Origin of the sequence: Sinorhizobium sp. 8-89 (assembly GCF_030124325.1) — a bacterium.
Lineage (GTDB): Bacteria > Pseudomonadota > Alphaproteobacteria > Rhizobiales > Rhizobiaceae > Sinorhizobium.
This window is the reverse complement of record NZ_JASKLR010000034.1, coordinates 1-20,654: the sequence shown is the minus strand read 5'-3', so window position 1 is coordinate 20,654 and position 20,654 is coordinate 1. Positions and strand designations below refer to the sequence as shown.

14 protein-coding genes and 1 pseudogene are annotated in these 20,654 nt (G+C 61.3%); 13 read left to right on the top strand and 2 right to left on the bottom strand.

The window, feature by feature from the left end; all coding sequences use genetic code 11:
- The first annotated feature begins 318 nt into the window (after positions 1 to 318).
- From QN219_RS30645 to QN219_RS30600, 9 genes are all read left to right on the top strand, one after another.
- Complete coding sequence (locus tag QN219_RS30645; protein ID WP_284004228.1) at positions 319 to 1,434, top strand: PHB depolymerase family esterase; 1,116 nt, start codon at positions 319 to 321, stop codon at positions 1,432 to 1,434.
- 1,083 nt (positions 1,435 to 2,517) lie between these two features.
- Positions 2,518 to 2,922 carry an exopolysaccharide biosynthesis protein gene (locus tag QN219_RS34365; protein ID WP_289624314.1) on the top strand — a complete coding sequence of 135 codons (405 nt, stop codon included), beginning with the start codon at positions 2,518 to 2,520 and terminating at the stop codon, positions 2,920 to 2,922.
- 636 nt (positions 2,923 to 3,558) lie between these two features.
- A complete protein-coding gene (locus tag QN219_RS30630; protein ID WP_284004206.1) occupies positions 3,559 to 4,842 on the top strand; it encodes a RhtX/FptX family siderophore transporter in 1,284 nt (427 codons plus the stop codon).
- A gap of 46 nt (positions 4,843 to 4,888) precedes the next feature.
- Entirely contained in the window at positions 4,889 to 6,244 is a 1,356-nt protein-coding gene (locus tag QN219_RS30625; RefSeq protein WP_284004204.1) for a diaminobutyrate--2-oxoglutarate transaminase, read from the top strand.
- Entirely contained in the window at positions 6,241 to 7,728 is a 1,488-nt protein-coding gene (locus QN219_RS30620; RefSeq protein WP_284004201.1) for an aspartate aminotransferase family protein, read from the top strand. The genes QN219_RS30625 and QN219_RS30620 overlap by 4 nt, the downstream gene beginning before the upstream one ends.
- On the top strand, positions 7,715 to 9,472 hold the full coding sequence (locus tag QN219_RS30615) for an IucA/IucC family siderophore biosynthesis protein (protein ID WP_284004199.1): 1,758 nt from the start codon (positions 7,715 to 7,717) through the stop codon (positions 9,470 to 9,472). Before QN219_RS30620 ends, QN219_RS30615 begins: the two co-directional genes overlap by 14 nt.
- Positions 9,465 to 10,055 carry a GNAT family N-acetyltransferase gene (locus QN219_RS30610; protein WP_284004197.1) on the top strand — a complete coding sequence of 197 codons (591 nt, stop codon included), beginning with the start codon at positions 9,465 to 9,467 and terminating at the stop codon, positions 10,053 to 10,055. The genes QN219_RS30615 and QN219_RS30610 overlap by 8 nt, the downstream gene beginning before the upstream one ends.
- 2 nt (positions 10,056 to 10,057) lie before the next feature.
- The gene (basC, locus tag QN219_RS30605) at positions 10,058 to 11,422 is read left to right on the top strand and encodes a putative histamine N-monooxygenase (RefSeq protein WP_284004196.1); all 1,365 of its coding nucleotides are present in this window, start codon (positions 10,058 to 10,060) and stop codon (positions 11,420 to 11,422) included.
- Entirely contained in the window at positions 11,406 to 13,211 is a 1,806-nt protein-coding gene (locus QN219_RS30600) for an IucA/IucC family siderophore biosynthesis protein (protein WP_284004195.1), read from the top strand. The genes basC and QN219_RS30600 overlap by 17 nt, the downstream gene beginning before the upstream one ends.
- Positions 13,212 to 13,274: 63 nt before the next feature.
- Here the strand turns inward: QN219_RS30600 and QN219_RS30595 are convergent, their stop codons facing one another.
- Positions 13,275 to 14,222: a helix-turn-helix transcriptional regulator gene (locus QN219_RS30595; protein ID WP_284004194.1), complete on the bottom strand. Its 948-nt coding sequence runs from the start codon at positions 14,220 to 14,222 to the stop codon at positions 13,275 to 13,277.
- 162 nt (positions 14,223 to 14,384) lie between these two features.
- Between QN219_RS30595 and QN219_RS30590 the strand changes: the two genes are divergently transcribed.
- The 4 genes from QN219_RS30590 to QN219_RS30575 all read left to right on the top strand — a co-directional run bounded on the left by QN219_RS30590 (position 14,385) and on the right by QN219_RS30575 (position 20,166).
- The gene (locus tag QN219_RS30590) at positions 14,385 to 16,631 is read left to right on the top strand and encodes a TonB-dependent receptor (RefSeq protein ID WP_284004192.1); all 2,247 of its coding nucleotides are present in this window, start codon (positions 14,385 to 14,387) and stop codon (positions 16,629 to 16,631) included.
- Between the two features lie 65 nt (positions 16,632 to 16,696).
- Positions 16,697 to 17,722 carry a GNAT family N-acetyltransferase gene (locus tag QN219_RS30585; RefSeq protein WP_284004191.1) on the top strand — a complete coding sequence of 342 codons (1,026 nt, stop codon included), beginning with the start codon at positions 16,697 to 16,699 and terminating at the stop codon, positions 17,720 to 17,722.
- Positions 17,719 to 18,768 carry a siderophore-interacting protein gene (locus QN219_RS30580; protein ID WP_284004190.1) on the top strand — a complete coding sequence of 350 codons (1,050 nt, stop codon included), beginning with the start codon at positions 17,719 to 17,721 and terminating at the stop codon, positions 18,766 to 18,768. Before QN219_RS30585 ends, QN219_RS30580 begins: the two co-directional genes overlap by 4 nt.
- Positions 18,769 to 19,248: 480 nt before the next feature.
- Positions 19,249 to 20,166 (top strand): DUF6929 family protein, encoded by a 918-nt coding sequence (locus QN219_RS30575; protein WP_284004188.1) that lies wholly within the window; start codon positions 19,249 to 19,251, stop codon positions 20,164 to 20,166.
- A 390-nt stretch (positions 20,167 to 20,556) separates the two neighbouring features.
- Here the strand turns inward: QN219_RS30575 and QN219_RS30570 are convergent.
- Positions 20,557 to 20,654 (bottom strand): annotated as a pseudogene (locus tag QN219_RS30570) (VapC toxin family PIN domain ribonuclease); the annotation flags it as partial.

The following is a 20,654-nucleotide window of genomic DNA, read 5'->3' as shown; positions in this document are numbered from 1 at the left end:
CCGCTGTTCCAACAGACGCCCTTTTGGGAGCCGTCTGAATTCGAAGCGGTGCGGGAGGAGGTGCATCGCTTCGATGAAACTGATCATACTCGGACCAGCGCCGTCCGCAAACGTCTATGTTGCAGTGCAGCTATGCACACGCCGCAACAATCTGCAGAACACGTGGGCATTCCTGCCCCTGATTTTCTTGGCGGCTCTGCCGCTCCAATGGAATTTGCAGCGCCTGGAAGGCCTCAGAAAAATGTGCACGTGCGAATAAACCTGAGAATTCTATTGTGCACCGCAGCAATCGTCCCCACATCAACGGTTCAGGCCCGATTGGCGGCCAAGGAGACGGCATTGCTCGACAAGCCCCCACAAAATCATCGCCTGGTCGAAATCGCCGGGTTTGGCTCCAATCCCGGATCATTGAAAGCGTGGCTGTATCTGCCTTCGATCATGGCCCCCGATACCCCGCTTGTGGTTGCGCTGCATGGCTGCACACAGACGGCAGAGGGCTACGCAGCGGGTACCGGCTGGTCTCAACTCGCAGAGCGACGCGGATATGCGGTGCTCTATCCCGAGCAGCAGCGATCGAACAATGCCAACCGCTGCTTCAACTGGTTCGAGCCCGGCGACATCAAGCGGGATGCGGGAGAGGCATTGTCTATCCGGCAGATGATCGGCCATCTCGTCCAGTCGCAGGGCATCGATCCCAAGCGCATCTTTGTCACGGGCCTGTCAGCAGGCGGTGCGATGGCGAATGTCATGTTGTCGACCTATCCCGACATATTTGCCGGCGGCGCAATCATCAGCGGGCTACCCTATGGCGTGGCAGGCACGGTCGCGGAGGCGTTCGAGCGCATGCAAGGCCGCAATCCACCGACTGTCCCCAGGCTTCAGTCCGTTCTCAAGAGCGCATCAAACCACCGCGGGCCCTGGCCTTCGATTTCGATCTGGCACGGCACGCATGACCAGACGGTCCGAGCACGGAATGCCGACCAGATCGTCAAGCAATGGTCCGGCGTGCACGCCCTCGCTACCGAGCCAACGCGGAGTGAGTTCATACACGGCCATACCAGGAAAGTTTGGCTCGACGCGAAAGGCAGGCAGGTCGTCGAGACCTACTTCGTCAAAGGCATGGGCCACGGCGTTCCTCTGGCGACGAGCAGCGATGTCCCGATCGGGAGAGCCGGTCCGCATATGCTTGAGACTGGGATTTCCTCGACTGTGCGCATCGCCCGTTCATGGGGTCTGGCCACGCAGGCAGACGTCGAGGAGGCTGAGGCGTCCGGCAGTCTTGTCCGTCGGGAAGAACCCGATGTCGCGTCATCCACGATAGAAAGGGCATTGCGCTACGCAAGGTCGCGGGCCGCCGCCGTCGGCACCGCTTCGGACGGCAAGATCGCCAAGGTCATAAACGATGCGCTTCGGGCAGCGGGTCTGATGCGGTAACAAGATCATAGCCGCGAGCGGGAATGATCACCTTGTTATGAACACAATCCGCCTCTATGTGCCTGCACATCGGCCTTGCTGGTGAGCGTCTGAGGATGTCCGCGAGGCCGCAAGTCGCTCAAGACTTTTGACCACGGATGTACTGGCACTGGAATTGAAGCGATGTGAGGAAGGTCGGGTTTGCCCGGCCTTTTTTGTTGCCTGCCGAGCAGGCACAACATCGCTTCCGAATTGCGGATCCGCGGCAGGAGGAAAATCGGTATTGCGGAGAACCCTGCTCGGCAGCGCAAAAGCGGTGACGTAGTTGAGATACCAAATCCGTAGCTGGCGCCGGCTCGGTCCTCTTGAGCACTGTCCGTCAAAATAGCACGACGATCCTGTATTCCTGTCGCCTGGATGTAAGTCAAACCATCGTCCCCCTTCGTCTTGTCACCTAAATCGGGCACGCCACGCCGTGGAGATATGTTCGGCGCCAACGCGACGAAGCTAGAGCGGTCAAGGATGGACGATGCTAGGTGATCGATGAGCCAATCGGCCGCCCGTGAGACTTGAATGCCGGGCAACGCAACCCACATTAGACGCTCCCCTGGTCCGGGCCCCTCTGGCGAAATTCTCGGCACTTTTCGCGATGTCGGACCATTTTCCGACATCCTGTCGAACCCAATACGAGGATTTTCGTCGTCTCAGACATCACAGCTTGGCTGTTTGCTCTTTTCGTCATTGACCCGCTTCAGGCGGAGATCAGCACGCGCCTGGAGCGCGCTAATGTTCCCGTTGAGGCAATCCAGCAGTCTCGCCAGTGTGTCGAGTCACATGGGCCGCGGCTTCTGCAACGCGCCGGGGAAGAACCCGGTTGGGCTGTCGCCACGGCGATGGGCGTCGCCATAGGCTGGACCTCGCCGGTTCAGCTTCTCGACGCAGGCGATCCGAATTGTTCTACCCTCATCCGAGTTTTTCAGATCAACAACGACCAGGACGGCGAAGCCTGATCATGGATCCAGAGGTTGGCGCAGCAGCTAAGCCGCGTGGCATCGCCTCGGCTGCGCTTACAAGACTTGCCGACCCAGCCGCGACCGCGGTGGCCTGACGATCGGCGATGCCCTTGCCTCAGCGGGAGAGGCTAGCTTCCGTGTCGTGATGCTGATCCTGTCACTTCCCGCCCTGATCCCCATCCCCGGTTTCAACGACATGCCGACCCGATCGTCAGGAGGATCGAGCGGCGTCATTCGACCAGGACGCATAAAGGTGCTCACGGGTCGCGCCCTGCCCTGCCTTCTAGGACTCCCTGTCTTTGCGCTTGCAGTCGCGATCGCCCTTCCCATCCGGTTTGGCAACATCGTTCCTGTCGTCGCGGTCTGCGTGATGGCAATCGGCCTGATCGAGCGGGACGGCCTGTTCGTCGTCGTGGGGATACTGTTGACGCTCTTGGCCATATTCTTGACCGCGGCACTTGTGCACGGCGCTGTTTTCCTCATGTGCGCGACGTGACGCGTGACGACTTTTCCATGGCCGAAATAATCAACGAGCCCGCCGTATCGGCGGCTGAGACATGCTAATCGTCGTTTATCCGTCCTAGGCGCAGACGACGGCCTTTTCCTTGAGCGCTTTCGTTAGCCAAATGACCATACGCCCTGCCGTTCAGGGCGTATAAGCCAGCCTTCTTAGAGGGACCGCTTTCCATCCACTGCACGCGATCTGAACCGGAAAGATCGACCCATTCCGGTCGTGCGGGCTGAAGCTCGCAACGGTGCAAGTGGATCCAGGGGAAATCCAGTTGAAGGACAGATTTTGCCTGCCAGCCCCAAATAGCCTCTCAGAAAACGTGACGCGCTCCGGCAACTGGCGACTGTCCTGGCTGCGCGTAGGGCACGCTTTCGGCGCACTGGTCCGTTCACGCACTACCCGGCAATCTCCGTGCATTCCACGGCTCTTGGCGCGACTCGAGTTGTTGCGTCTCTCGAGAGTGCGTTCGCAATTGTCTTAATCAGGTTCGCTCACATCCAAGCCTTTGGCCGTTTGCCTGACTAAACATGAGCAAAGTACTCCTGTTTATCAGCGACTGAACCGCGCGAGACAGCGGCTATCACGGATGCTCGGCACTGCGGAGCAAGGAACCTTTCGATCATGACAATTATGCAGGCTTCTTCACGGGTCCTCGAGGGGACAGCAGGGCAAGGCGCCGGAAGGCTCTATGCGGTATTGGGCGGGCTCTATCTCGCCCAGGGGATTCCGACTTATCTCCTGCTCGTGGCGCTGCCGCCTCTGATGCGCGAGAGCGGCGCGTCGCGCACCGCGATCGGCCTGTTCTCTCTGCTCATGGTGCCGCTGGTGCTGAAGTTCGCGATCGCGCCACTGATCGATCGGTGGGCGCTTTGGCCGCGTCTCGGCCATCGGCGCGGCTGGGTGGTGCCGACGCAGCTTCTCGTCAGTGCCGGCATCGCCTCGATGGCTCTGGTCGAGCCTAACCAGGCAGGCATACTCTTCGCGATCGGCATCTGCATAACGTTTCTCTCCTCGGTGCAGGACATTGCGACCGATGGCTATGCGGTGCGGCACTTGACCGGAAGGATGCGGCCGGTCGGCAATGCGGTGCAGGCGGGCTCGGTCGCTCTCGGCGTCATCGTCGGCGGCACACTGACGCTGGTGCTCTTCCACCGGATTGGTTGGCAGCCGACGATCCTGCTGGTCGCAGGCCTGTCCCTGCTGCCGCTCGTCGCGGCAATCTGGATGCAGGACAAGGTCGAACGCAGCCCGGATGCGATCTCGCCCGAGCGAGCAAGCCCCAAGCGAGCCAGCCTCCTCGGCTTCTTCCGGCGGTCGAACGCCTGGATGATCCTCGCCTTCGCCCTCACCTACCGGGCGAGCGAAGGTCTCGTGCGCGGCATGGAAGGCGCCTATCTCGTCGATAGCAAGGTGCCGACCGCCTGGATCGGCTATTTGTCCGGAGGTGCGGCCGCGACAGCGGGACTACTCGGCGCAGTGATTGCCGCGCTGATCATCCGCAAGGCAGGGTTGACGGCGACGCTAATCCTGCTTGGCGGGCTTCGCAGCCTCTGCTTCCTCGCCTTCGCCCTCAATGCATTCGGCATCTGGCCCGGAGTCGCGGTTGCCATGTCGGCCTCCGCCGCCCAGACCCTGATCCGCTACATGGAACTGGTCGCCATCTATTCCTTCTTCATGGCGTCCTCCTCGGACGATCAGCCGGGCACAGACTTCACGATCCTGAGCTGCGCCGAACTGGTCGTCTACCTGATCGGCACCTCGATCGCAGGCTACCTGGCCGACCAGTTCGGCTACGCAACGCTCTTTTCCTCAGCGACGGTCATTTCGGTGCTCGGGATCGGAGTCTCCGCCTGGATTCTGGAAAGGATCAAGGGGCGGCCGGCCCCCGCTATGTCGGGCGCCTGAGCCCGCCGCCAGACCTCATCGGAAAATCATGAACGGAGTTGATCTCATGGATGCTTCCGCACGCGCCACCAATGGCTTCTATCTCGACCGGCAGGCGAGACGAGAGTCGAATGCCCGCAGCTATCCGCGGCGCTTTCCCGTCGCGCTGAAATCGGCGTTCGGCTGCACCGTCACCGATGTCGACGGCAGAACCTATCTCGATTGCCTCGCGGGGGCCGGCACACTGGCGCTCGGCCATAACCACCCGGAAGTGATCGAGACGCTGCAGGAGGTGCTCCGTTCCGGGCTTCCACTCCACACGCTCGACCTGACGACCCCGGTGAAGGACCAGTTTGTCGCCGACATTTTCGACACTCTCCCGGCAGGGCTCCGCGAGGAGGCCAGGATCCAGTTCTGCTCGCCGAGCGGTACGGATGCCGTCGAGGCCGCCACCAAGCTTGCAAAGACCGCCACCGGCAGCACCGATATAATCTCGTTCCGCGGCGCCTATCACGGCATGTCGCAGGGCTCGCTTTCCCTCATGGGCTCGCTCGGCCCGAAGACCTCCGTCGGCCAACTCGTGCCGGGTGCGCATTTCTTTCCCTACCCCTATGCCTATCGTTGCCCGTTCGGCCGCGGCGGTGAGGAAACGGCAAATCTTGCCGCCGAATATTTCGAGCGGGCCCTGCGTGATCCCGAGGGCGGCATCAACCTCCCGGCTGCCGTCATTCTCGAAGCCGTGCAGGGCGAAGGCGGCGTCATTCCCGCTCCGGCCGAATGGTTGCGCACGGTCCGCCGCGTGACGCGCGACCTCGGCATCCCGCTCATCCTCGACGAGGTGCAGAGCGGCGTCGGCCGAACCGGCAGCTTCTACGCTTTTCAGAAAGCCGGCATCGTTCCCGATATGATCGTGCTTTCCAAGGCGATCGGCGGCGGCCTTCCGCTCGCCGTCGTCGTCTATCGCGAGGGTCTCGACCTCTGGAAGCCGGGAGCCCATGCGGGCACCTTCCGCGGCAACCAGCTGGCCATGGCGGCCGGCTCCAAGACGTTCGAGATCATCGAGCGGGATGGGCTTGTCGAACGCGCCGCGATGGCGGGGCGGAGACTGCGCGCCAATCTCGAGCGCATCGCGGCCGAGACGCCCTATATCGGCGAAGTGCGTGGTGAAGGGCTGATGCTCGGCGTCGAAATCGTCGATCCGGCTGGCCGGCCGGATGCGCTTGGCCATCCGCCGCATGGGCCGGAGATCGCCCGAATGATCCAGAACGAGGTATTCCGCGCCGGGGTCATTCTGGAAACCGGCGGCCGCTACGGCAGCGTGCTGCGCCTTCTGCCGCCGCTCGTTATCACGGACGAGGAGATCGATCAGGTCTCGGGTGTCCTTGCCTCCGCGTTCGAGCGCCTCGGACGCAAGGCCGCATGAACATGAATGTCGCCGCATTCAAGCTCGCGCCGGCCGCTGAGACGGACCACGCCGATCAGATACTCGGCACCGACATGTCATCGCGCCTGGCTTTCAAAGACGCGATGCTGCAAGCCATCGACATGGTCGCCCATGGGACGGCGGCCGCCAGTAGCTTTTACTCCGGAACGAGCGTGCAGGGACTGCGCGCGCTTATTGACGATCTTGATCCGCTTCCGAAGGTCGGAACAGGCATCGCCGCCGCCCTCGCCGAGATAGGACGGCCGGCGCTCGAGCATGCGCTGACGGTCGGTCATGCGGCGGCAATGGCGCATCTTCATTGCCCGGTTGCCGTGCCGGCATTGGCCGCCGAAGTGCTGATCTCGGCCACCAACCAATCGCTCGATTCGTGGGATCAGTCGCCGTTCGCGACGCTCGTCGAGGAGCGGGTGCTCGCATTGCTCACGGAACTTGCAGGGCTGCCCGCCTCGGCAAGCGGCAATTTCACGAGCGGCGGCAGCCAGTCGAACATGACCGCCTTGTATCTGGCCGCCGAGCGCTGCGGTGCCAACGCACGGCAGTCCGGCGTTATTCTCACGTCGGAACACTCGCATTTCAGCATCCGCAAGAGTGCCGCCGTCCTGGGCTTTGCGGATGATGCTGTCAGTTCCATCGCATCGGACGAAGCGGGCCGGATGTCCATGCCGGCTCTCGAAGCCGGCCTGCAGCGGGTCCTCGGCGAAGGCCGTGTGCCGATTGCAGTGGTGGCGACGGCGGGGACGACGGATCTCGGCGCCATCGATCCGCTTCCGGAAATCGCCGACCTCGCTGCCGCACGCGACATCTGGATGCATGTGGACGCCGCCTATGGCGGAGGGCTTCTGTTTTCCCGTCATCGCGGCCGTCTTGCCGGAATCGAGCGCGCCCATTCGATCGCGCTCGATTTTCACAAGATGCTATTCCAGCCGATCAGTTGCGGCGCGCTTCTCATTCGCGATCGGGCGCATTTCGCCCCGCTTGCCAGCAAGGCCGACTACCTCAATCCGGAGGATGCCGTCTTCGCCGATGCGCCCAATCTCGTCGAGCGTTCGATGCAGACCACGCGCAGGGCCGATGCACTGAAAGTCCTCATGACCATGCGCGCGATAGGCCGCGACGGCCTCGATGCGCTGATATGCCGGACACTCGAAAATACCCGCGCCGCGGCGGCGGCCGTTAAGGCGCGGGAATACCTGCGTCTCGCGCGGCAGCCCTCGCTGTCGACGGTTCTGTTCCGTTACGTCTCGCCGGGCGGACCGGAGCTTGCCGACGCAATCACGCTGAAGGCGCGCGCGGCGCTTTTCCACGCCGGCATCGCTGCCCTCGCGACGACCGTTCTCGACGGTCGCGTCCATTTCAAGCTCACGCTGCTCAATCCGCGTTCAACCCCCGACGTCGTCCACCGTGTTCTTGACGCGATCGGTGAAACGGCCCGCGAACTGGAGGCCCACCATGCACGCACATAATGCTGCAACGCTTACGCTGCGCTCTCTTCTCAATTGCGTGGCGCGCGAATATGCCGATTGCGTTCGTTGGTCAGAAGGGTCCGGAGAATTGCGCTTCACGGTGACGTTCCCGGAGGGTGGCGGAAGCCTCGAAGTGCCAGTTCTTTACCGCTCCACGACCGGCCATAACTTGTTCGGCGAGCCAGTGACGCTGACCGACGAAAACGGTTCGGCGACGATCGGCGCTGCAGAAGCGATAACGGCCGTAATAGAGCGCCTCGAACCTTCCGCCGCAGCAAGGGACGGCCGGGCCGACCTGCTCAACCGCACGCATTCGAGCCGGCTCTTCGTCGAAGCGGCGCTTGAGGCGCGCAATGCCGACCTTGCCGGTCTCGCCGAGGAAGAGGTCCCCTTCATCGCGGCGGAACAGGGGCTGATTGCCGGCCACGGCATTCACCCCTGCCCGAAGAGCCGGGAAGGAATGACGGAGGCAGACTCGCGTCGCTATTCGCCGGAATTCGCCGCCGGGTTTCCTCTGCGCTGGTTCGCCGTCGAGCGCCGCCTTTTCCATACCGGCCATTCCGAGGGCTCGCCTTCGGCCGAAGAGTGGTTGAAGGCGGCAATGGGGCACGACCTCGATGACATGAGAGCGCGTTTGCCCGCGGGGGACTTCGCTTTGCTGCCGGTGCATCCCTGGCAGGCGGATCAGATGCTGAAGGATCCCGCCGTGGCAGCTCTTGTGGCCGACGGTCGCGTGATCGATTGCGGAGAGGCCGGCAGGCACTGGTTCCCGACGTCTTCGGTGCGCACGCTGTACCGCCCGGCTGCGCCCTTCATGCTGAAGCTTTCGCTGGGCGTCGGCATCACCAATTCCGTTCGCGTCAACCTTGCCCGCGAACTGCTTCGCGGCGACGACATGTACCGCTTCCGCCGCCATCGGCTGTGGCAGGATTTCTCGCGCAGCTACCCGGGACTGACGCTCGTGCCCGATCCGGCCTATATGGGCGTCAGCGTCGACGGCACCGTGATCGACGGCCTCTCCGTATCGATGCGCGAGAATCCCTTCACCGGCGCGGATGCCGATCGCAACGTGTCGCTGCTCGCTTCCCTATGCGAGCATCTGCCGGGCCGCGGCAGCCGGCTCGGGGGCTTGATCCGCAATCGGGCGCGGCTGGAAGGACGTCCTCTCGATGTGGTTGCGCGGGACTGGTTCGAGCGGCTTCTGACCGTCTTCGTCCGGCCGGTCTTCGGGCTCTATCTGCGCCACGGCATCGCCATGGAGGCTCACCAGCAGAACATCGTGATCGAGATCGACGACGGTTATCCGATCGGCGTGTTCTATCGCGACAATCAGGGCTTTTTCCACCATGAGCGTGCGCACAAGGCGCTTGTCGAGGCGCTGCCCGGTCTCGGCGAGCCGAGCGAGTCCGTCTTCGGCGAGGAGGCGGTGGATGAGCGCCTGCTCTATTACGCCTTCATCAATTCGGTCCTCGGCATGATCGGAGCGCTTGGAAGGGAAGGACTTGTCGACGAGACGGCGTTGCTTTCGATGCTGCGCAGCGAATTGGTGCGGCTTGAGGCGCTGGAGGGCGCGAATTCCCGCCTCGTGCGCAAGATGCTGGCGCCGACCTTGCAGTGCAAGGCCAACCTCAAGACGCGGCTTGCACGGATGGACGAGCTCGTCGGGCCGCTCGAAACGCAATCGGTCTATCTCGAAATCGCAAACCCTCTGCTCGATACCAAAAAGGTCCTGGCCGATGCTTAATGTGAGCAAGCCGGACTCGGCCTTGGCCTATTCGCGCTACGATCCGGACATAGGGCGAACGATCAGCTTCCGCCTTTTGGAGAAGGAGCGCGATCTGGAGCTCCTGTGGCGGTGGATGAACCAGGCGCATGTCGTGCCGCAGTGGAAGATGGCGAAGCCGATTGGAGACATCGCCGCCTACATCGACGCCAATCTCGCCGATCCGCATCAGGACCCCTATATCGGCCTCATCGACGGGACACCGATGAGCTATTGGGAGGCCTATTGGGCGAAGGACGATATCCTCGGCCGGTATTATCCGGCCGAGGAGAAGGACCGCGGCTGGCACATGCTGGTCGGCGAACCCACCTTCTTCGGCCGCGGCATCGCGCCCGCGGTCATCCGTGCCTTCACCCGTTTCCTCTTTCTCGACGATCCCGAGACCCGAAAGGTCGTCGGCGAACCGAGCGTCGCGGCCCGACGTCTGCTTCGCTATGCACCCGTCTGTGCCTTCGAGGAGCAGGGTGAAATCGAGCTTCCCGACAAGCGCGCCAAACTGATGTTTTGCCACCGGGAAGGCTTCATCCAACAATTCGGATTATAACCATGACGGATTTCGATCTGGCGGGAATCGGCATCGGGCCGTTCAATCTCGGCCTTGCCGCTCTTCTCTCCTCCCACGACAACCTCTCGAGCGTGTTTCTCGAGCGCAAGCCCGCGTTTCGCTGGCACGACGGGCTCATCCTTCCCGGAACGACGCTGCAGGTCCCCTTCATGGCCGACCTGGTCACCATGGCGGACCCGACGCATCGCTTGAGCTTTCTCAACTATCTCGCGGCGCACGATCGTCTGTACAAGTTCTATTTCTACGAAAACTTCATGATCCCGCGGCAGGAATACGACCACTATTGCCGTTGGGCTTCGCATGAGCTTGCCTCCTGCCGCTTCGGCGAGGACGTGGTCGATGTCACGCACGATGCGGCCTCCGACAGCTTCGTCGTCGAAAGCCGCACCGCCTCGGGCGGCAGGCAGCATTATCGAAGCCGCAACATCGCGATCGGCGTCGGCACGACTCCTTTCCTGCCGCAATGGGCGCGTATCAAGGCGACGGCCCCACTGTTCCATTCCAGCGAGTTCGGCAAGCGGCGGACCGAGCTTGCGAAACGACGCCGCGTGACGGTTATCGGTTCCGGGCAAAGCGCCGCCGAGTGCGTTCTTGCGCTCTACAACGAGCTCACGCCCGACATCGTCGCAGCCGGCGCCTCGATCCTGTGGATTACCCGTTCGGCAGGCTTCTTCCCGATGGAATATTCCAAGCTCGGGCTCGAATATTTCACGCCTGACTATATGCGCCATTTCCATCAGATCGCGCCGGGCAGGCGCCGCGAGATCGTCGCGAACCAGGGACTGCTCTACAAGGGCATCAGCTTCTCGACGATCGGCGAGATCTTCGATCTCATGTACGAACGCTCGGTCGGTGGACGCGACCCCGGCCTCTCGCTCTTTTCCAATTGCGAGGTCGAGACGCTGGAGAGCGCAGGATCGTCAGGAGCATTGCGCATCCGCGTCGCGCACAACCATCTCGACGAGAACGCGACCGTCGAGACGGACGCGATCGTTGCCGCGACGGGCTACCGGCATGCCTGGCCGGAATGGCTCGACAACCTCAAGGGCGGCGTTCTTGAAACCTCAGATCGGGGCGACCTGATCGTCGGGGAGGATTTCCGCGCCCGCCGCAGCGTTGGCGGCAGGGGCAATGTCTTCGTCCAGAACGCCGAAACCTTCCATCACGGCGCCGGCGCGCCCGATCTCGGCCTCGGCGCCTTCCGCAACGCCGTCATCGTCAACCAGCTTCTCGGCCGCGAGCGCTATCGGGTGAGCGCGCCGGCGTCTTTCCAGAACTTCGGTCTTCCTTCCGACAAGACCGGCCCGTCCTCGATATCAGGAGATTTCTATGCCCATGCGTCATGATCCCCTTCTTCCCGGTGCCTTTTCCAAGGAACTCTGGCAGAAGGTCTCCAGACGTCTTCTCGCCAAGGTCATAGAGGAGTTCGCCTACGAGCGCGTTTTCGGCGTCGAAGAGGAAAAACCAGGACACTACCGCTTCGATATCGGCGGGGTTCAGTATCGCTTCAAAGCCAAGCGCTATGTCTTCGACAACCTCTCGGTCGATCCTGCGAGCATCCTCAGGAGAGAGGGCGGCAGCGACGTCCCCATCCATGACCCGCTTGCCTTCTGCGCGGAGGTGCTGCCGAAGCTCGGCGTCAAGCCGATGACGGTCGCGCATTTCATCAAGGAACTCGGCAATACGCTCGTCGCCGATGCGCATATCGCCGCCCGGGCGTCGAAGACCGGTGCAGAGCTTGCTGAACTCGACGATGTTCGCATGGAAGGCGAGACCACGGGCCATCCCTGGGTAACCGTCAGCAAAGGTCGCATCGGTCTCGGCTACTCCGACTATCTCGCCTTTACGCCGGAGAACCAGACGCCGACGGAGGTGCTCTGGCTCGGCGTAAACAAGGATCGCGCCTCATTCGTCGCGGAACCTACGCTCACGAACGAGGCTCTTGTTCGCGAGGCTGTCGGCGTGTCGCGCTACGACGCGTTTTGCACCGCGCTCGCCGCGCATGGGGGCTCCACAGAAACGCATTACATGATGCCGGTCCATCCCTGGCAGTGGGACCACATGATCGTTCCGCATTTCGCCCCCGACATCGCCTCCGGGCATATAGTGCTGCTCGGCAAGGGAGAGGATCTCTACCTGCCGCAGCAATCCGTGCGGACTCTGTCGAACATCTCCCATCCCGAGAAATCGACGTTGAAACTGTGCATGACCATCCTGAATACGGCCGTCTACCGGGGCATTCCCGGAAAGCGGGCGCTGACGGCTGCACCGCTGACGACATGGCTCGACCGACTGGTTGCCAACGACCGGTTCCTCTCTGAGGAGTGCGGTCTCGTCCTGCTCGGCGAGCGCGCGGGCATGCACTACGTCCATCCGCAATTCTCTCGGATCGAGGGCGCGCCCTATCAGTTCAACGAGATGCTCGGCTGCCTGTGGCGCGACAGCCTGGCCGCACATTTGAGTCCTGGCGAGACGGGCATGCCGCTTGCTGCGCTCCTGCATGCCGGCACGGACGGCAAGCCGGTCATCGAGGCACTGGCCGAGAAAGCAGGCCTTACCGTATCGGATTGGATGGCACGCTTCTTCGATGTCGTCATCCCGCCGGTTTTCCACCTGCTTGCGAAGCACGGCCTTGCTTTCTCGGCCCATGGCCAGAATGCGACGCTCATTCTGAAGAATGGCCGCCCGGAACGCCTGGCGCTACGCGACTTCATCGACGACGTCATCGTCTGCGATCAGGAATTTCCTGAAACCGCCACCATGCCGGAGAAGGTTCGTGCCGTCCTCCTGTGCCTGCCGGCGGACTTCCTGATCCACTTCATCCAGACGACACTCTTCATTTGCGTCTTCCGCTACATGTCGGTCCTGCTCGACCAGCGCTCCGGCCTCTCCGAGGCTGCCTTTTGGGCGTTGGTGCGCGACACGGTGCTCAGGTATCAAAGACGCTTCCCGGAGATGGAATCCCGTTTCGCGATGTTCGATCTCGTCGGCGAGGAATATCCGCGCCTTTGCCTGAACCGGGTTCGCCTTTTCACGCATGGCTACGCCGACGACGACGAACGCCCGGTCCCGGACTTCCAGGGTATGGTGGACAATCCGCTGGTCGCTTTCGAGAAGCGCAGCAACGCGGCGTAGGTGCGCTCAAACCGAAGAATGGGAAGGGCTGCCCCAATGGGCGGCCCTTCCCATTGGAAATTGTCAGGCCGCCATTGCGGCGAGCCGGCGCAGGTCGGAGGGGCGCACGCCATAGCGGCTTCTGAATGTGCGGTTGAAGTACGAGAGATCGTTGAAGCCGACATTGTAGGCGATCTGGCTGATCGAACTGGAACCGCCTTCCGCCAATATCAGGCCCTTTGCGAGCGCAAGCCGCCGCCCGAGCAGATAGCGGGAGAAAGTCGTTCCCTCCCGGCTGAAGAATTTCTGGATTGCCCGCGGTGTGATTCCCTCGGCCTCTGCGACGTCGGTGATCGAGAAGGAGCCGTTCGCGAGATTCTGTTCGATCAGCTTCTTGATTGAGGCCATGCGGTTCTGCGGCGCGTCTCGCGGCCCCCTATTGCCGACATGCTCGGCAAGCACCGGCAGAAGATCGTAGAAATGGGCGACCATCATGCCCGCATGCTCCTCGCTCTGATATTCCTGCCTCAGAAGATAACCGGCATAGTTCGTCAGCAGTTGGAGCGGCAAGCAATCTGCTGCGAGCGGTTGCATCATCACGGGCTTTAAAGCGGCGCGCACCGCGGCAACCGCATAGGCGGGAAGGTGCGCGCAATCGAAACGACCGCCTTCCGGCAGGGTAATTTCGGACGACGCGTCGGCGGGGAGAAAGATTACGTCTCCGCGAGGCGTCTTCACCTGCTTGCGGCGATTATGCACGACGAGCGGACCGTCCATTGCGCGCATGATCACGATGCCTGCATCGCTCACGCCATGTGCCGCCAAGCGAAGCGGCGTCTTCGGGAAGTAGACCGTCGCCAGCGAAAGAGACACATATCTCCAGAACAATCCGGTCAAACCAGCGAGATCGCCCTTGTCCGTGGCGATCGTCGCCTCTCCGAGCATATCCAGGAGAATGCTCCTGCAAACGAGCCTGCTTTCGTGATCCGGCAGAGAAAGCGTGCCGAATTTCAGCGGTCGGATAATCTCCATGTCGTGGCCAGCCTTTCCTGTTGACGTTCGCATCCGTCCAAATGAGGTTCGCCATTATCCAAGCGGCGAACACCCATAGCCCATAAAACATGACTTAAATAGTCTTGTATTTGCAGATTGCCCGCTCTCTGCAGCGGCAATTTTCCGCGCGCAGGGGGCGTTATGGGTAGGAATGAGAATGGCGGCGTTGGCTTTTGGGTCTTCGCCGTGGCAATGGCGGTTGGCACCAGTGCGGTTGCCCAGGAAGCCAGTTCGACGGATCAGGACGACGCTGCAACCAGCCTGGAAGCGATCGTGGTGACGGGGAGCCGGTCCCCTCAGCAGATATCGGAAATTGCCCGCACCATTTACGTCGTCGATTCGGATGAGATCCAGGCGGAGGCCCGCTCTGGCAAGACTCTGCAGCAGATCCTGGGCGACAATATCCCAAGCTTCGACCCCGCGAGCGAGGGCGCGCGCACGTCCTTCGGGCAGAACCTGCGCGGCCGGCCGCCGCTGATCCTCATCGACGGCGTCTCGATGAATTCGGCGCGTTCGCTGAGCCGTCAGTTCGATGCGATCGATCCCTTCAACATCGAGCGGGTGGAGGTCCTGTCCGGCGCGACCGCACTCTATGGCGGAAACGCGACCGGCGGCATCATCAACATCATTACGAAGAAAGGGAAGGACGCAGAGCCCGGACTTCATGCGGAAGTCACCGGCGGCATGGGCAGCGGCTTCGCCGGCAGTCAGGACTTCGACCGCAATGCGGCAGGCGCAGTTACCTACAACAGCGACAACTGGGATGCCCGCTTCTCGGTCGCCGGCAACAAGACTGGCGCCTTTTACGACGGCAGCGGCACGATGTTGATCCCCGACATCACGCAGACGTCCACGGCCTTCAACGAGCGCATCGACCTGATGGGATCGATCGGCTTCCAGATCGACGAGGGCCGCCGCCTCGAATTTTCCGGGCAATATTTCGACAGCAAGCAAGATTCGGACTACGGACTTTACTACGGACCTGGCCTTGGAGCGCTGCTCGGCAATCCGAGTCTGTTCGAAACCCGTGAGGGATACGAGTCCGACTTCGATCCGCAGACCCGCCGCTCGATGTTTAACGTCACGTATACCGATGATGACGTTTTCGGGCAGCAACTATTGCTGCAAGGCGCTTACAGAAACGAGAAAATCCGTTTCCATCCCTTCCCTACAGTTACGAACGATACCGGCCTTTATTTTTACGGCAGTTCGCAAGACACCGATTATTACAGCATCAGGGCCGCCCTGATCACGGAACCCACCGACCGGTTGAAGATCACCTATGGCATCGATGCCGATCGAGATTCGTTCAAGTCGCGTCAGAACATCTTCGACATTGGGGCGGCCGCGACCAGCGGCGGCCTCGATTTCAACACGATCGGCATCACCGGCCTCTACCCTTCCATCGATGTCACGACCGTTGCCGGGTTTGCCGAGGCCTCCTACGAGGCGACCGACAGGCTGACGCTGAACGGCGGCGTCCGCTACCAATTCGTCAAGACCGAAGTGTCCGATTTCGTCGGTGCGGCTCAGCAGGTCGCCATACTTCAGGGACGAGCGACCTCCGCCGATGCCATACCGGGCGGCGAAGTCGACTATGATGCCGCTTTGTTCAGCGCCGGCGCGACCTACCAGTTGACGAATACGCAGCAGGTTTACGCCAACTTCAGCCAAGGCTTCGAACTGCCGGATCCGGCGAAATACTACGGAATTGGCGTCTATTCGCTGTCGGGCGGACACTACACGCTTCTCAACAGTGTGAATGTCGGCGAATCGGCGCTTCAGGCCATCAAGACCAATTCGTTCGAGATCGGCTATCGTCTTGACGACGGCACCTACGATCTCGAGACTGCGGCTTACTACTCATTTTCCGATCGCTCCATCAATCTCAATCGCTCGACCCTTGCGGTCGAGGTCGTTGATCAGGAGAGACGCGTCTACGGCATCGAAGGAAAGGTGGGCGCAAAACTCGACCATGGTTTCGACGTCGGGGTTCTGGGTCATTGGGTCAGAACAGAGGTCAAGGGCGACGATGGCTGGGAGAAGGACTCGGTTGGAAGCGCCAGCGTCTCCAAGTTCGGCGGCTATGTCGGCTGGACCAATGACGCCCTCACCCTGAAATTTTCCGGCCAGCATGTCTTCGAACTCACCGACGCCGATGACTTCACGATCGATGACTACACGCTGTTCGATCTGACAGGTGGCTATACCTTCGCGAACACGGACACGACGCTGAATTTCGGCATCCACAACGTCTTCGACACCGACTACACGACCGTCTGGGGTTCGCGCGCCAAAGCGCTTTATGGCGGATTGGCCGACGAATCGATATTCGACTACAAGGGCCGCGGACGCACATTCGCCATCTCGCTGACGAAGGTCTTTTGATGGACCAATCTCCTCAAGGACGGCTAATAGGCGACCCCCGCAACGCTCCGGTTCGAGATAGCGGCGTGTTTCGATCCTTTCCGCTTCATCCCGGCGGACCCGTCGACGTATCCGGGATCGGTTCCTTCTTGTCGGTCTCGACCGCCACGAAGGACCGCGCGACCTTCGAGCTTGGCGACGGGGCTCTCAGCATCGCCGACCTGCGTGCGGATCCCGTCGAGAGCTCGAGGCTTGTTTGCGCTGTCTTCGAATATCTGTTCGCGACGAACCGAGACCTGGTCTCGGTCGCCCTTGAGGGAGACGGCTGGCAGGCCTTCTTGCCGGCATTGAAGCAGCGAGGGCTTCTGGTCGAAAGCACAGACGCTCAGCCGTCGGTGTTCGCGGAGATGTTCTGGCAGATGCCGGAGATCTGGATGGCCTCGCCGTCATTCGTCTATCCGCGCCGCGACGTTTTCGACGGAAGGAACGAGCATCCCCTGCGACCGCCAAAGCCGGCCGGATGCCTCTATGCCCGGTTCATACCGTGGCTTTCCGGCACGCTTTCGTTCCACGTCGCGTCACTGGACGACTTGCCCGACGTTCATCGCTGGATGAACGATCCGAGAGTCGACGAGTTTTGGAACGAAGCGGGAAGCGTAGCGGCCCACAGACGTTATCTCGAGCACATGCTCGAAGATCCGCACGTCATACCGCTGATCGGCCGCTTCAATGAACGGGCGTTCTCCTATTTCGAGATCTACTGGGCGAAAGAGGATTTGATCGGCCCCCTTTGCGGCGCCGGCGACTACGACCGAGGCTGCCACGTCATTGTCGGCGAGGGAGCCTTCCGTGGAAAGCCCTGGTTCACGGCCTGGCTACCCTCCCTTTTGCACCTGATGTTTCTCGACGACTCGCGGACCGAGAGGATCGTGCAGGAGCCGAGCGCGGCGCACCACCGCCAACTGCGCAATCTGCAACGCTCGGGATTTGCTCACATGCGAAGCGTTGACCTCCCGACCAAGCGAGCAGCGATCATGTCGATCTCCAGGCAGCACTTCTTCTCGAACCGGCTATGGCACCCGGGCGTCGTCCCGGACGAGGCAAGTTCATGAAAGAGCTCCCTTACAAGCTGCAGGCAATAATCGTCACGAAAAGGCCCGAGCACCTCTTCGAACGCCTGCACGCCCACCTGCTCGACCACGATGTTGCCGCCCGCTTGTCCGGCGGCAGCTTGTTCGTCGATCTGCCTGCGGTCTCGGGCATGTTGAGGCTGATGGATGGCAGCATCGAGGTGGATATTGCCGCCGCCGATCTTGAGAGCTTGTATTTCGCCAAGGTCTGGCTCCAGGACGCAGTTGCAGAGGAACGGGCCTCCGAGACAATTCGCATCGTGTGGAGCGAAGACTGTCTTCAGCGTCATCTGCCGCCCAGCTTCTCCGTCCTGACGGTGGACGACATCGTCGATATTACACCCAGGATGAGGCGGATCCGTTTTAGGACAGCCGACGCTCGGTCCTTCGACACGCTGGACGACATGCATCTGCGAATCCTCTTCAATTTCCAGGAGTTTGCCGATGAGCACGCATCGCAGGGAAGCCGACAGGGATCGTCACCCTCGGACGTCTCGCCGATCTGGAGGGCCTACACAGTCCGTTTTGTCGAGCCCGAAAATCATATAATTGCCGTCGATTTCGTGCTGCACAGCGCGGAAGGTCCCGGTTCCCGATGGGCCGCGCGGGCAAGGCGCGGTGACGTCGTCGGTGCGGCGGGACCGAGTGGTGGGGGATGCGGGGACGCGGCATGGTACCTACTGGCCGGAGACGAGACTGCTCTGCCAGCAATTTCGCGAATTCTGGAGTCCCTTGATGAGCGTGCTACCGCGACCGTGGTGATCGAGGTTACTGGCCCGACTGATAAGATCTCCTTCACAAGCCAAGCGGCCGTGGAAACCAGATGGCTTTATCGCGACGATCACGGCGGTGACCGTCGAGGACTGGCGCGCGCCATTTCCAGCATGAAATTTCCGGACGCTTCCCGGAAAAGATTTGTCTGGATAGCTAGCGAAAGCGAGACGGCAAACGCCGTTCGGGCAACCCTTCGCGACCGAGGACTTACGAAAGAGGAGCAAGTAGTCGCCGCCTATTGGCACAGGACATGAAGCCGCAGGTCGCGTCTCCGACAAAGGTAATCAAGAGGCACGTTTCTTGCGCTCTGGCGACCGCAAGATACGGGGTCAGCTTTTCCGCATGGCCGTCATTCGTGTGCTGGTCGCAGCGGCCTACTGCTCATCACCGACCTAAGACGATCAATGCACGGCGCATGTGACCGCCGCCCTGGGAGTCGTCTGCATCCGTCGCCTTGAACACATTCGAACTGCAGACCGCCCTATTCGGCGCGTTTGGGAACCCATGTCTGCGTATTTCTCTGATGACTTTTGTGGCATGTTAGGGAGGCGAGTTCGTCAAGCTACGGCTTCGATGCATGGCGGTATCGGCCGCGCCTGCGAAATAACATCCGAGCGTGAATCTCACGGATCCCGAGCAAGTTTGCAGCGATTTTATGACTTTCTGTGCGTGCGCGGGTATTTCGACTAACCTCGGGTACCCTGAGCACAGGATCGCCGCACGGGGAAAGACGCATGATTGTCCTGAAGAAGATACGAGAACTCGATATCGTCTCCGGCGCGAGCAACACGCGACCTATGCATCTAAGCGCCGCAAGCGGGCTCGTGTGCCTGGATACTATAATGTACGTGGTAGCCGATGATGAGCTCCACCTTGGTGTGTTTTCAGCCGGCGATTGCCGCCCTGGTAATCTGATCCGCATATCGGACGGCGTGCTGCCCGATTCCAAGGCGGAGCGTAAGAGAAAAAAGCCGGACTTCGAGGCTCTTACGCTCATTCCTCCGGACGGAGAGTTTCCTCACGGCGCCCTCCTGGTAATCGGTTCCGGATCCAGACCAAACCGTCGAAGTGGCATTCTGCTTCGTCTCGATCAGCACGGCGTCGTATGTGGGTCGCCGCGAAAGGTGGAGCTTTCGTTCATCCTAGACCCGCTCAGGGAAGAGTTTCCCAGCACCAATATCGAAGGCGCGGTCGTGGTTGGCCACGAACTGCGCCTGTTTCAGCGGGGCAACAAGCGTCACGTCGACAACGCGATCATCCGCTATCCGCTTGCGCCGGTTATTGATGCTATTGTTGCCGGGTGCGGCAATCCCATGGTGCCTTCCTCGATCGATCGGCTCGACCTCGGCTCCATCCAGGGAGTTCCATTCTGCTTCACCGACGCGGCGGCGCTACCCAACGGAAACATGGTTTTCAGTGCCGTGGCAGAGGACACAGCAGACGCATACCGGGACGGTTCCTGTATTGGTGCAGCAATTGGGATGATCGACGACAGTGGCTGCCTGCTTTCCATTGACCAGCTCGAGCGACCTTACAAGGTGGAGGGCATCCACGCCCGCTTGGATGATGATTGCATAGAGCTTCTGCTTGTGACGGATGCCGACAACCCCGACATCCCTGCAACACTATTCTCCGCAACCATCGATCGCTAAGACGGTTGCCGGACTCCGCTTCAGCCGCGACTTGGCTCCGTTTCTCGGCGACGATAGCAGCCGCTAAGATGTCGGAGAGGTGGGGTGGGCCCGCCCGATGTGCGCGTCTCGTCTGAACTATTGGCGTGGGCCGGACCGATGTTCCAAGTACTCGCAATGATCCTGGCGTTAAGCGGACTTCCGGTGCCGCGCGACATCAGCTTCTATCGGCTATGACAGGATTAGTGATGACTGACATCAGCGTCCGACGGCAATATTCGGCTCCGAGAGCGACTGGATACTTGCCCACGCCACTCTGTACTTCGTGCTGTCGTGGTTTGGACGCTACCATGGTGGTAAGACGCATCCTGCTCTTGACCTATACGGACCCGAGACCAGCGGAAGATGGCTTCATCGGTGGTCCCAAGGGTTTACTACGATAACTCCTGCGGCTTCGAAGGGGCTGGTGTCGCGCGTAGCTATGATAAATCCCTTGGAGGCGGCAATGG